Genomic DNA, 11467 nt, shown 5'->3' on the forward strand with positions numbered 1-11467 from the left:
CCTCGGTACGACCCCATACGCGCGGTAAGACCCCATACGCGCAGCACCTTGCACGACAGAGGAGCAACACATACATGTCTGAGTACGACTACGTCGTCATCGGCGGCGGCACCGCGGGATCCGTGATCGCGTCCCGTCTGACCGAGAACCCGGACGTCCGCGTCGCCGTCATCGAGGGCGGCCCCAGCGACGTCGACCGGGAGGACGTCCTCACCCTGCGCCGCTGGATGGGCCTGCTCGGCGGAGAGCTCGACTACGACTACCCGACGACCGAGCAGCCACGCGGCAACTCGCACATCCGGCACAGCCGCGCCCGCGTGCTCGGCGGCTGCTCCTCGCACAACACCCTGATCTCCTTCAAGCCGCTGCCGTCCGACTGGGACGAGTGGGAGCAGGCCGGCGCCAAGGGCTGGGGCGCCGTGCAGATGGAGGCGTACTACGCGCGGCTGCTCAACAACATCGTGGCCGTGGACGAGCAGGACCGGAACGCCATCGCGCGCGACTTCGTCGACGCCGCGCATGCCGCGCTCGGGGTTCCGCGTGTCGAGGGCTTCAACAAGAAGCCGTTCGACGAGGGCGTCGGCTTCTTCGACCTCGCCTACCACCCGGAGAACAACAAGCGGTCGAGTGCGTCGGTCGCGTATCTGCATCCCTTCCTCGACCGGTCCAACCTCGACATCTGGCTGGAGACCTGGGCGTACAGGCTGGAGTTCGACGGCACGCGTGTGAAGGGTGTGCACGTCCGGACCAAGGACGGCGAGGAGATCCTCGTCGAGGCGAAGCGGGAAGTGCTGCTGTGCGCGGGCGCGGTGGACTCGCCGCGGCTGCTGATGCACTCCGGCGTCGGACCGAAGGCGGACCTGGAGCGGCTCGGCATACCCCTCGTGCGCGATCTGCCGGGCGTCGGCGAGAACCTGCTCGACCACCCGGAGTCCGTCATCGTGTGGGAGACGAACGGGCCGATCCCCGAGAACTCCGCGATGGACAGCGATGCGGGGCTGTTCGTGCGGCGGGATCCCGAACACCATGGCCCTGACCTGATGTTCCACTTCTACCAGGTCCCGTTCACCGACAACCCGGAGCGGCTCGGCTACGAACGGCCCGAGCTCGGCGTCTCGATGACCCCCAACATCCCCAAGCCCAAGAGCCGCGGCCGGATCTACCTGACCAGCGCGGACCCGGAGGTCAAGCCCGCCCTCGACTTCCGCTACTTCACGGACGAGGACGACTACGACGGCCGCACCCTCGTCGACGGCATCAAGATCGCCCGCGAGATCGCCAAGACCGAACCGCTCGCGAGCTGGCTGAAGCGCGAGGTGTGCCCGGGCCCCGAGGTCACCGGCGACGAGGAGCTCAGCGAGTACGCGCGCAAGGTCGCGCACACCGTGTACCACCCGGCGGGCACCTGCCGCATGGGGGCCGTCGACGACGAACTCGCCGTCGTCGACCCGGAATTGAAGATCCGCGGGCTCGACGGCATCCGTATCGCCGACGCGTCCGTCTTCCCGACGATGCCCGCGGTCAACCCGATGATCGGGGTGCTGATGGTCGGGGAGAAGGCCGCCGAGCTGCTGCGGGGTGATGCGTGATGAGTACGACCGCTGCCACCGCCGTGGCCCCCGCGAAGGCGCCCGCCGGCGCTCCCGTCTTCTCCGTCGACGGCCTGTGGAAGGTCTTCGGCCCGAAGGCCGACCGCGTGCCCGCCGACCCGGAGCTCGCCGCGCTCACCCCGGCTGAGCTTCGGCAGCGCACCGGCTGCAACGCCGCCGTCCGTGACGTGAGCTTCGACGTCCACAAGGGCGAGGTCTTCGTCGTCATGGGCCTGTCCGGCTCCGGCAAGTCCACGCTCGTACGCTGCCTGACCCGGCTGATCGAGCCGACGTACGGGAAGATCGCCATCGAGGGCGAGGACGTGCTCGGCATGGACAGGTCCCGGCTGCGCGAACTGCGCCGCCACCGGGCGGCCATGGTCTTCCAGCACTTCGGGCTGCTGCCCCACCGGTCCGTCCTCGACAACGTCGCGTACGGCCTGGAGATCCAGGGGATCGGGAAGGCCGAGCGCCGTGCGAAGGCCCAGGAGGTCGTCGCCAAGGTCGGCCTCGAGGGCATGGAGCAGCGGCGGCCGGGGCAGCTGTCGGGCGGCCAGCAGCAGCGTGTCGGCCTGGCACGGGCGCTCGCGGTCGACCCCGAAGTGCTGCTCTTCGACGAACCGTTCAGCGCGCTCGACCCGCTGATCCGGCGCGACATGCAGGAGGAGGTCATCCGCCTGCACCGCGAAGAGGGCCGCACCATGGTCTTCATCACCCACGACCTGAACGAGGCGCTGCGCCTCGGCGACCGCATCGCGCTGATGCGCGACGGCCGCATCGTGCAGCTCGGCACGCCCGAGGAGATCGTCGGGTCGCCCGCCGACGACTACGTACGCGAGTTCGTGCGGGACGTGCCGCGCGAGCAGGTCATGACCGTGCGTACGGCCATGCGTCCCGCGGGCGGGGACGAGGCGGGCCACGGCCCGGCCGTCGCCCCTGAGGCGACGGTGTCGGAGGCCATCGAGGCCGTCGCGCGCACGGGGTTCCCGGCGCGTGTGATGGACGAGGGGCGGTGCGTGGGGGTCGTCGACTCGGAGACGCTGCTCGGCGTGGTGGCAGGGACGGGGGACACCGCCGAAAGCGCGGGTGCCGGGACCGAGCCCGCCGACGTCCGGCCTGCCGCCCCCGGCGAGGAGGTGGCCTGATGGCTACCGCCACCGCGCCCGTTCCCCATACGGGAATCGCCGGCCTCGTCAGAGGACTGATGCGCCGCCCCGCCGTCGGCAAGCTCCTGCTGCTCGCCGTCGTCGCGGCCGTCCTCGTGCCGGTCGTCCACGCTCGCTGGGCGAGCGGTGCCTGGCCCGACGCGCTGACCGTCGACCTGTCCGGGCCGCTCGGCAGCGCCAGTGACTGGATCATCGACAACCGCGACAGCCACCCGCTGTTCCTGTACTTCTTCGGGCACATCTCGAACGCCGTCACCCTGTCCGTACGCGCGGTCTATCTCGTACTCCTTGCCGTCGGCTGGGCGGGTGTCACGGCCGCGGCCGGGCTGGTCGCCTGGCGCGTCGCCGGGGTGCGGCTCGCCCTCGGCACCGCCGTCGCGTTCCTCGTCTGCGGGCTGCTCGGCATGTGGGTGCCCACCATGCAGACGCTGGCGCTCATGGTGGTGGCGGTCGTCGCCTCCGTCGTGCTCGGCGCGCTGCTCGGGCTCGCCGCGGGGCTCTCCGACCGTATGTACCGCGCGCTGCGGCCCGTCCTCGACACCATGCAGGTGCTGCCCGCCTTCGCGTATCTGCTGCCGGTCGTGCTCGTCTTCGGTATCGGCGTCCCGGCGGCCGTTCTCGCCACCGTCGTGTACGCCGCGCCGCCGATGGCCCGCCTCACCGCGCTCGGACTGCGCGGTGCCGACGAGGGCGTGATGGAGGCCGTGGACTCCCTCGGCGCCACGGCGCGTCAGCGGCTGCTGACCGCCCGGCTGCCGCTGGCCCGCAAGGAGCTGCTGCTCGGCCTCAACCAGACGATCATGATGGCGCTGTCCATGGCGGTGATCGCCTCGGTGATCGGCGCGGGCGGTCTCGGTGACCGCGTGTACCAGGCCCTCGCCTCGGTGGACGTGGGCGCGGCACTCGCCGCGGGCATCCCGATCGTGCTGCTGGCCGTGGTGCTGGACCGTACGACGGCGGCCGCGGGCGCCCGGCTCGGCGCGTCCGAGCCGGACCACGGCGCGCTCCGGGGCGGACGGGGCTGGACGGCCGCCGCCGCGCTCACCGTCGTCATCGCGCTCGCCGGACGCTTCGCGGACCGCCTCGAGTGGCCCGGCGCCTGGACCGCCACCATTGCCGAGCCCGTCAACAACGCCGTCGACTGGATGACCGACCACCTCTACACCGGCGTGCCCGTCGTGGGCGGCACCGCCGACTGGGCCGGCCACTTCACCACCTGGGTCCTCGACCCGGTCCGCGACGGGCTGCAGTGGCTGCCCTGGTGGTCCGTCCTCCTGATCGTCGCGGCGCTCGCCTGGCTGATCGGCACCTGGCGCACCGCGCTCACCGCGGTCCTCGCCATGGCCGCGATCGGCGTCCTCGGCGTGTGGAAGCCGTCGCTGGACACGCTGTCGCAGGTCCTTGCGGCCGTCGCGGTCACCCTCGTCCTGGGCGTCGCGACCGGCATCGCGGCCGCACGCAGCGCCCGTGTGGACCGGATGCTCCGCCCCGTACTGGACGTGTTCCAGACGATGCCCCAGTTCGTCTACCTGATCCCGGTGGTCGCGCTGTTCGGCGTCGGCCGCGCGCCCGCCGTCGCCGCGGCGGTCGTGTACGCGCTGCCCGCCGTGGTCCGCATCACCGCGCAGGGCCTGCGCCAGGTCGACCCGGGCGCACTGGAGTCCGCCCGCTCGCTGGGCGCCACCAGCGGGCAGCAACTGCGCCAGGTGCAGCTTCCGCTGGCCCGCAGCGCCCTGCTGCTCGCGGTCAACCAGGGCGTCGTCCTCGTCCTCGCCGTCGTCATCATCGGCGGCCTGGTCGGCGGCGGAGCGCTCGGCTACGACGTCGTGTTCGGGCTCGCCCAGGGCGATCTGGCGACCGGTCTGGTGGCCGGTGCCGCGATCGTCTGCCTGGGCCTGATGCTCGACCGGGTGACGCAGCCGGCTGAGCGGCACGCGAAGAAGGGAGCGTGACATGCGATTCCGTACCCGAATGACCAGCCTGGTCGCGGCCGGGGCCGCGCTGCTGGCGCTGACCGGCTGCGGCGCCGCCGACATGACCAAGCAGGCGTCGCCCTACGCCAACGCGCAGGGCGCCAAGACCGTGACGCTCTCCGTGCAGTCCTGGGTGGGCGCCCAGGCCAACGTCGGCGTGGCGAAGTACCTGCTGGAGCACGAGCTCGGCCACCGCGTCGACACCGTGCAGATCGACGAGGTCCCCGCGTGGGACGCGCTCAGCCAGGGGCGGGTCGACGCGATCCTGGAGGACTGGGGTCACCCGGACGAGGAAAAGCGCTACGTCGAGGACAAGAAGACCATCGCCAACGCCGGCGAGCTCGGGGTCACCGGCCACATCGGCTGGTACGTCCCGACGTACTTCGCCGAGCAGCACCCTGACGTCACCGACTGGAAGAACCTGAACAAGTACGCGGACGAACTGCGCACCGCCGAGAGCGGCGGCAAGGGCCAGCTGCTCGACGGCTCGCCGTCGTACGTCACCAACGACAAGGCGCTGGTGGAGAACCTGGATCTGGACTTCCAGGTGGTGTTCGCCGGTTCGGAGGCCGCCCAGATCACCCAGATCCGGCAGTTCGCCAAGCAGAAGAAGCCGTTCCTGACGTACTGGTACGAGCCGCAGTGGCTCTTCGAGAAGGTGCCGATGACGGAGGTGAAGCTGCCCGCGTACGAGGAGGGCTGCGACGCCGACCCGGAGAAGGTCGCCTGCGCCTACCCGCACACGCCGCTGCAGAAGTACCTCAACGCGGACTTCGCGAAGACCGGCGGCAAGGCGGCGGAGTTCCTGAGGAACTTCACGTGGACGACCGAAGACCAGAACGAGGTGTCCCTGATGATCGCCGACCAGAAGATGTCGCCTGAGGAGGCGGCGAAGAAGTGGGTCGAGGGACATGAGTCCACGTGGAAGGCGTGGCTGCCGAAGTGATCCGGTGAGCGAACCGAAGTGGTCCCCCGTGCCGGGCGCCCCCCTCGCAGGGCGTCCGGCGCGGGGTGTCAGGGCGTGCCCCAGCCCGCGTGCCCCGAGGCCGCGTGTCGCGTGACCGCGACGCCTACACGGTCGGCACCTCCTCGTACAGCTTCGACACGTCCACCGACTCGTCCGCCGACGGGGTTTCGGTCGGCACGGGCTTGTCGTAGTCCTTGAACGTCGCCGTCACGTCCTTGCCGTCGCCCTTCTTGGTCGTCCTGACCGGGTAGGGCTTGCCCTCGGTGGCGACGTACACGGTGTGCGTCACGCCCTCTTCCATGCCCGACACCGGGATGGCCGGCGTGCCGTCGACCGTCGTCGGGTCGCCCTTCCGCAAGTCCTTGGCCTTGCGGGATTCCTCGGCGGCCTTCTGCTGGATCTCCTTGAGGTCGCAGACGCCTGCCAGGTCTCCCAGCAGAGAGTCGTCCGTGCTGCCGCGGATGTAGCGGTTCTTGAAGATCTCGGCCGCGCTCTCGCCCTCGGAGCCGGGGACCTCCGTCTTCCAGTACTTCTCGTCCGCCTTCAGCCAGACCTGCTCGCCGCGCTTGACGAGTTCCACGTTGCCGCTGTCCTTGAACCGCATCGAGCCGTTGCAGTTGCCGTCGCGATCGAGGGTGAGGTCGGCGGACGAGACCTCGCCCTGGCCGATGTCGGTGCTGTTCTCGTCCAGGGTGACTCGGACGGACTGCGCGCTCGTGAACGCGTCAGACGCCTTGTCGGCGATCTCCCGCGCGCTCAGGTCCTCGATGCCGTTCCCGGCGCTCGCCGTCGCTGCGGGCGCGCTGAGGGGGACGGCGACCAGTGCCGTGGTGCAGCCGGCGACCACCAGCAGGCGGCGGGCCCTGGAGGCCCTGGGCCGATCCGCGTACATCTTCAGGTGCATCGCGCACGCCTCCTCGGGGCTCCAGGGGTATATCGCCATATATTTTACTTTTGAGTCAGAAGGGGCGCATGGGGAGCAGGCCAGGGCTTTCGGTGCCGTGCCCGGGCGCGGATGGGCCCCCACTCCGCCCGCGGCGGGCCCGCGCGCCCGCAGTGCCGTGCTCAGGAACGCAGACGTCGGGCGAAGTCGGCCAGTGCGGCTGTCGCGCGGTGTTGCAGGCCTCCGCCGAAGGTGATGCGGGTGGCGCCGAGTTCGCCCAGCTCGGCGAGCGACGACGGCGCGGCGTACGCCGGGGCGACCACGTTGACCGGCCCCTGAATGCCCGCCCGCAGCAGCGGCAGTACACCGACGGGAGCGCCGATCGGATACACGCAGTCCGCGCCCGCGGCCACATACAGCGCGGCCCGCTCGATCGCCCGCTCGGGCGCGGCGACGCCGCGGATGAACGTGTCCACGCGCGCGTTGAGGAAGATCCGGTCGCCCGCGGCCTCCCTCACCTCCGCCAGCCAGTCGGCGTGCTGCCGCGGGTCCTTGAGGACGCCCTGGTGGGAGTCCTCGAGGTTGCAGCCGACCGCGCCCGTCTCCAGGAGCCGCTCCACCAGTTCCTTCGGCGGCAGTCCGTAGCCGCCCTCGATGTCCGCGGACACCGGGACGTCGACCGCCCGGGCGATCCGGGCGACCGCCGCGAGCATCTCGTCGGCGGGCGTCGCCCCGTCCTCGTACCCGAGGGAGGCGGCGACGCCCGCGCTGGGCGTCGCCAGTGCCGGGAACCCGGCCTCCACGAACACCCGCGCGCTGGCCGCGTCCCACGGCCCGGGAAGGACGAGAGGATCGTCGGGCAGACGCCCGTGGTGCAGGGCGCGGAACGTGTCGGCAGCGCTCTCGGCAGCGCTCATGTGTGATCGCCCGGCTGGTAGTGCCCCGGGACCATCCGCGTGGTCACACCGAACCGATTCCACGCGTTGATCACCGTGATCGCCGCGATCAGCTGCGCGAGCTCGGACTCGTCGAAGTGCTTGGCGGCCTTCTCGTACACCTCGTCCGGGACGAAACCGTCCGTGAGGACGGTGACCGCCTCGGTCAGTTCGATCGCCGCGAGCTCCCTCTCGGTGTAGAAGTGCTGCGACTCCTCCCAGGCGCTGAGCTGGATGACGCGCTCCACGCTCTCTCCCGCCGCGAGGGCGTCCTTCGTGTGCATGTCCAGGCAGAACGCGCAGTGGTTGAGCTGCGAGGCGCGGATCTTCACCAGCTCCAGAAGCGTTGGGTCCACACCCTGACGGGCCGCCGCGTCCAGCCGGACCATGGCCTTGTAGACCTCGGGCGCGAGCTTCGCCCAGGGCAGGCGGGGGGTGTGCTCGGGGGCGTATGAGGTGTCCGCTGCGGTGTTCCCGTGGGTGCTCTCGTTGCTCGTCATGCCGTCGACCCTATGGGCGGAGTAGCCCAGGGGTATGGTCCATTTCCATGGTGGAATCCTGGGCCAATCTCGGAGTGGACCTGCATATCGACCCGAGTCGTACGGGCAGCGGTTCCGGCTTGCGGAAGGGGCTGACCGACGCCCTGCGCGACGCGGTCCGCAGCGGACGGCTGGCACCCGGCACACGCCTGCCGTCGTCCCGCTCGCTCGCGGCCGACCTGGGCATCGCCCGCAACACGGTCGCCGACGCCTACGCGGATCTGGTGGCCGAGGGCTGGCTCACCACCCGGCAGGGCTCGGGCACCCGGGTCGCCGAGCGGGCCGTTCCGGCGCCGAGCCGCCCGGCGCCCCGGCGCAGGGCGGCCGGCCGCCCGACGTACGACCTGACGCCCGGCAGCCCCGACCTGAGTTCGTTCCCGCGCAGCGAGTGGCTCAAGGCCGCCCGCCGTGCACTGGCCGCCGCACCGAACGACGCCCTCGGCTACGGCGACCCGCGCGGCCGCGTCGAACTGCGCACCGCCCTCGCCGGCTATCTGGCACGCGCGCGTGGCGTGCACGCCGATCCGGAACGGATCCTGATCTGCGCCGGGTTCGCCCACGCACTGATGCTGCTCGGTGCCGCCCTCGGGGAGCGCGGTGTCAGGGACGTGGCCGTGGAGTCGTACGGGCTGGATGTCTTCTGGAAGGTGCTGACCCGCGCCGGACTGGGCATCCCGCCGCTGCCGTTCGACGAACTGGGCACATCCACCATCGAGTTGGACGACATGCGGCCGGGTGCCGTGCTGCTGACGCCCGCGCACCAGTTCCCCATGGGCGTGCCGCTGCACCCCGACCGGCGGGCCGCCGCCGTCGACTGGGCGCGGCGCAGCGGCGGACTGATCCTGGAGGACGACTACGACGGGGAGTTCCGCTACGACCGGCAGCCGATCGGCGCGCTCCAGGGACTCGACCCGGACCGCGTCGTCTACCTCGGCACCGCCAGCAAGTCACTCGCCCCCGGGCTGCGCCTGGGCTGGATGGTACTGCCGCCCGCGCTGGCAGCCGGGGTCGCGGAGGCGAAGGGCGTCACCGACTGGTCGTGCGGCACCCTGGACCAGCTGACACTCGCGGAGTTCATCGACTCCGGGGCGTACGACCGGCATGTGCGCTCGATGCGGCTGCGCTACCGGCGCCGCCGCGACCAGCTCGTGGCCGCGCTGGCGGAGCGGGCGCCCGGCGTGAGCGCGACCGGTATCGCGGCCGGGCTGCACGCCGTCATCGAACTCCCGCCCGGCACCGAGGAGTCCGTAGTCCGCGCGGCCGCCTGGCAGGGACTGGGCCTCTTCGGCCTGAGCCGCTTCCGCCACGAGGGCGCGGTCACCGAGCCCCGGGACGCGCTGGTGGTGGGGTACGGAAGGCCGCCGGACCATGCGTGGTCCGGGGCACTGGACGCCCTGTGCAGGGCGCTGCCGTAGGAGTGGCCCGGGGGGTGCCGGCGGGGCCGTGGGAGTGGCCTTGCTCCCTCGGCGCCGTCGATGCCCTGAACCTCGATGGCGGCGGCTCCACCGCCATGGCCGTCGGCGGCACGCTCGTCCACACCACGTCGGCGCGACCGGGGAGCGCCCGGTGGGCGACACCGTCCAGGTGCTGCCTGCCGACCACGACTGACCGCGTGCGCCGTCTGTGCCCCCGGGGCCCGGTTGCGCGACCGGGCGGGCACACCCGTACGCTGACCACCGGTCGGCAGCGGCCAGTTGACCGACCAGTCGACGAAACCGACAGGAACGCTACGGGGGAGCACAGATGGCAGACATACGGCGTCAGTTGAGGTCCGGCACGGTCGTACTCGGGGGTGTGGGACTTCTCGCGGCGGCACTCACCTCCTGTTCCTCCGACCCGGACAAGCGGTGTGTGGACCGCGACAGCTACGAGGCCGCCAAGGGCTACGAGGTCGTCGCCGACAAGAACTGCAAGACCGGCAGCGGCGGCTCCGGCAGCCGCAAGAGCCGGAAGAGCGGCAAGGTGTCCGGCGACGGCGACTGGTACTACGGCGGCAAGGAGAAGAAGGGCTGGGTCGACGGCGGCTCCTTCACCAAGAAGTCGAGCAGCGCCGGCAGTTCCGGCGGAACGAGCGGCGGCGTGGACCGCGGCGGCTTCGGCAGCGGCGACGGCGGCAGCTCGGGCGGCTGAGCGGCCGGACACCTGGAACAGCCGAACACCGGTAACAGCCGAACACCCGTAGAAGCCGAACACCGGGAACAGCCGGACACATGGAACGACGCACCATCGAGCCCCGCGGCGGCTGGCAGCAGACCGTCGAGGAACAGGGGCTGATCTATCCGCTCACCCGTTACCCGGACGGCTCGCTGCGCCCGTACTGGGACGAGAGCGCGTACTACGTCTTCTCGCTGCCCGAGGTCGAGGCGCTGGAGGAGGTCGTCGAGGAACTGCACCGCATGTGTCTCGCGGCGGCGCAGTACATCGTGGACGAGGACCGGTTCGCGGATCTCGGCATCACCGATCCGCGGCTGGCGGAACTGGTCGGCGAGGCGTGGCGGCGCCGGGCCGAACTGCCGTCCGTCTACGGCCGCTTCGACCTCCGCTACGACGGCAGCGGCCCGGCCAAGCTGCTCGAGTACAACGCCGACACGCCGACGTCCCTGGTCGAGGCCGCGAGCCCGCAGTGGTTCTGGATGGAGGAGCGCTTCCCGGGCGCCGACCAGTGGAACTCCCTGCACGAACGCCTCGTCGACGCCTGGAAGAAGCAGGCCGCGCTGCTGCCACCGGGCAGCCCCCTGTACTTCGCGCACTCCTCGGCCGACGAGCTCGGCGAGGACCTGATGACCGTCGCGTATCTGCGGGAGACGGCCCAGCAGGCCGGGCTCGACACCGAGTGGATCTCCATGGAGGAGATCGGCTGGGACCGGCTCTCCGGGCGCTTCGTGGACAAGCAACTCCGCTTCATCCGCAGCTGCTTCAAGCTCTACCCGTGGGAGTGGCTGACCACGGACCGCTTCGGCGAGCACGTCCTCGACACGCTCGACAACGGCGGCGGCACCGGCAGCACCCTGTGGATCGAGCCCGCCTGGAAGATGCTTCTGTCCAACAAGGCGCTTCTCGCCATCCTCTGGGAGCTGTTCCCGGGCCATCCGAACCTCCTGCCCGCCTATCTCGACGGGCCGCGCGAGCTGGCGACGACCGCCGGGTACGTGGCCAAGCCGCTGCTCGGCCGTGAGGGCGCCGGTGTCACGGTGCACGAGGCGGGCCAGGGCGACCCCGTCGCCCGGGAAGAACCCTGCTGCTACCAGGAGTTGGCGCCGCTGCCGTCGTTCGACGGCAACCGCGTGGTGCTCGGTGCCTGGGTCGTGCAGGACGAGTCGGCGGGGCTCGGCATCCGCGAGTCGTCGGGGCTGGTCACGGACGAGTACGCCCGCTTCCTGCCCCATGTGATCCTGTAAGAGCCTACTGCCGGAGG

Annotated in this window: 11 protein-coding genes; 8 read left to right on the plus strand and 3 right to left on the minus strand. The window is 71.2% G+C overall.

Annotated features, from left to right (window positions below; genetic code table 11):
* Nucleotides 1-74: 74 nt before the first annotated feature.
* Genes H1D24_RS21085 through H1D24_RS21100 form a run of 4 tightly spaced genes read left to right on the plus strand, consistent with a single transcriptional unit; the run spans nucleotide 75 to nucleotide 5674 of the window.
* Entirely contained in the window at nucleotides 75-1589 is a 1515-nt protein-coding gene (locus H1D24_RS21085; RefSeq protein WP_181659176.1) for a GMC family oxidoreductase, read from the plus strand.
* On the plus strand, nucleotides 1589-2734 hold the full coding sequence (locus H1D24_RS21090; protein ID WP_181659177.1) for a quaternary amine ABC transporter ATP-binding protein: 1146 nt from the start codon (nucleotides 1589-1591) through the stop codon (nucleotides 2732-2734). Before H1D24_RS21085 ends, H1D24_RS21090 begins: the two co-directional genes overlap by 1 nt.
* Nucleotides 2734-4707 (plus strand): ABC transporter permease, encoded by a 1974-nt coding sequence (locus tag H1D24_RS21095; protein WP_181659178.1) that lies wholly within the window; start codon nucleotides 2734-2736, stop codon nucleotides 4705-4707. The genes H1D24_RS21090 and H1D24_RS21095 overlap by 1 nt, the downstream gene beginning before the upstream one ends.
* Before the next feature lies 1 nt (nucleotide 4708).
* The gene (locus H1D24_RS21100; protein WP_181659179.1) at nucleotides 4709-5674 is read left to right on the plus strand and encodes an ABC transporter substrate-binding protein; all 966 of its coding nucleotides are present in this window, start codon (nucleotides 4709-4711) and stop codon (nucleotides 5672-5674) included.
* A gap of 124 nt (nucleotides 5675-5798) precedes the next feature.
* Here the strand turns inward: H1D24_RS21100 and H1D24_RS21105 are convergent, their stop codons facing one another.
* The 3 genes from H1D24_RS21105 to H1D24_RS21115 all read right to left on the minus strand — a co-directional run bounded on the left by H1D24_RS21105 (nucleotide 5799) and on the right by H1D24_RS21115 (nucleotide 8013).
* Nucleotides 5799-6638: a hypothetical protein gene (locus H1D24_RS21105; protein ID WP_181659180.1), complete on the minus strand. Its 840-nt coding sequence runs from the start codon at nucleotides 6636-6638 to the stop codon at nucleotides 5799-5801.
* A 122-nt stretch (nucleotides 6639-6760) separates the two neighbouring features.
* On the minus strand, nucleotides 6761-7495 hold the full coding sequence (locus H1D24_RS21110) for an isocitrate lyase/PEP mutase family protein (protein ID WP_181659181.1): 735 nt from the start codon (nucleotides 7493-7495) through the stop codon (nucleotides 6761-6763).
* Nucleotides 7492-8013 (minus strand): carboxymuconolactone decarboxylase family protein, encoded by a 522-nt coding sequence (locus tag H1D24_RS21115; protein ID WP_181659182.1) that lies wholly within the window; start codon nucleotides 8011-8013, stop codon nucleotides 7492-7494. Before H1D24_RS21115 ends, H1D24_RS21110 begins: the two co-directional genes overlap by 4 nt.
* A gap of 47 nt (nucleotides 8014-8060) precedes the next feature.
* Here H1D24_RS21115 and pdxR point away from each other — a divergent pair, with 47 nt between their 5' ends.
* The 4 genes from pdxR to H1D24_RS21135 all read left to right on the plus strand — a co-directional run bounded on the left by pdxR (nucleotide 8061) and on the right by H1D24_RS21135 (nucleotide 11450).
* Nucleotides 8061-9467: a MocR-like pyridoxine biosynthesis transcription factor PdxR gene (gene pdxR, locus H1D24_RS21120; protein WP_181659183.1), complete on the plus strand. Its 1407-nt coding sequence runs from the start codon at nucleotides 8061-8063 to the stop codon at nucleotides 9465-9467.
* 14 nt (nucleotides 9468-9481) lie between these two features.
* Entirely contained in the window at nucleotides 9482-9820 is a 339-nt protein-coding gene (locus H1D24_RS44105; protein WP_181659184.1) for a phosphodiester glycosidase family protein, read from the plus strand.
* Entirely contained in the window at nucleotides 9796-10182 is a 387-nt protein-coding gene (locus H1D24_RS21130) for a hypothetical protein (RefSeq protein ID WP_181659185.1), read from the plus strand. The genes H1D24_RS44105 and H1D24_RS21130 overlap by 25 nt, the downstream gene beginning before the upstream one ends.
* Nucleotides 10183-10262: 80 nt before the next feature.
* Nucleotides 10263-11450, plus strand: a complete 1188-nt coding sequence (locus tag H1D24_RS21135) for a glutathionylspermidine synthase family protein (protein ID WP_181659186.1) — start codon at nucleotides 10263-10265, stop codon at nucleotides 11448-11450.
* Nucleotides 11451-11467: the final 17 nt, after the last annotated feature.

The sequence above is a fragment of the Streptomyces himalayensis subsp. himalayensis genome (assembly GCF_013778455.1).
Taxonomy (GTDB): domain Bacteria; phylum Actinomycetota; class Actinomycetes; order Streptomycetales; family Streptomycetaceae; genus Streptomyces; species Streptomyces himalayensis.

Bases quoted from the DNA above. Each gene is read 5' to 3' on its own strand.
- H1D24_RS21085 (WP_181659176.1), top strand. From the start codon at position 75: ATGTCTGAGTACGACTACGTCGTCATCGGCGGCGGCACCGCGGGATCC.
- H1D24_RS21090 (WP_181659177.1), top strand. From the start codon at position 1,589: ATGAGTACGACCGCTGCCACCGCCGTGGCCCCCGCGAAGGCGCCCGCC.
- H1D24_RS21095 (WP_181659178.1), top strand. From the start codon at position 2,734: ATGGCTACCGCCACCGCGCCCGTTCCCCATACGGGAATCGCCGGCCTC.
- H1D24_RS21100 (WP_181659179.1), top strand. From the start codon at position 4,709: ATGCGATTCCGTACCCGAATGACCAGCCTGGTCGCGGCCGGGGCCGCG.
- H1D24_RS21105 (WP_181659180.1), bottom strand. From the start codon at position 6,638: ATGGCGATATACCCCTGGAGCCCCGAGGAGGCGTGCGCGATGCACCTG.
- H1D24_RS21110 (WP_181659181.1), bottom strand. From the start codon at position 7,495: ATGAGCGCTGCCGAGAGCGCTGCCGACACGTTCCGCGCCCTGCACCAC.
- H1D24_RS21115 (WP_181659182.1), bottom strand. From the start codon at position 8,013: ATGACGAGCAACGAGAGCACCCACGGGAACACCGCAGCGGACACCTCA.
- pdxR (WP_181659183.1), top strand. From the start codon at position 8,061: ATGGTGGAATCCTGGGCCAATCTCGGAGTGGACCTGCATATCGACCCG.
- H1D24_RS21130 (WP_181659185.1), top strand. From the start codon at position 9,796: ATGGCAGACATACGGCGTCAGTTGAGGTCCGGCACGGTCGTACTCGGG.
- H1D24_RS21135 (WP_181659186.1), top strand. From the start codon at position 10,263: ATGGAACGACGCACCATCGAGCCCCGCGGCGGCTGGCAGCAGACCGTC.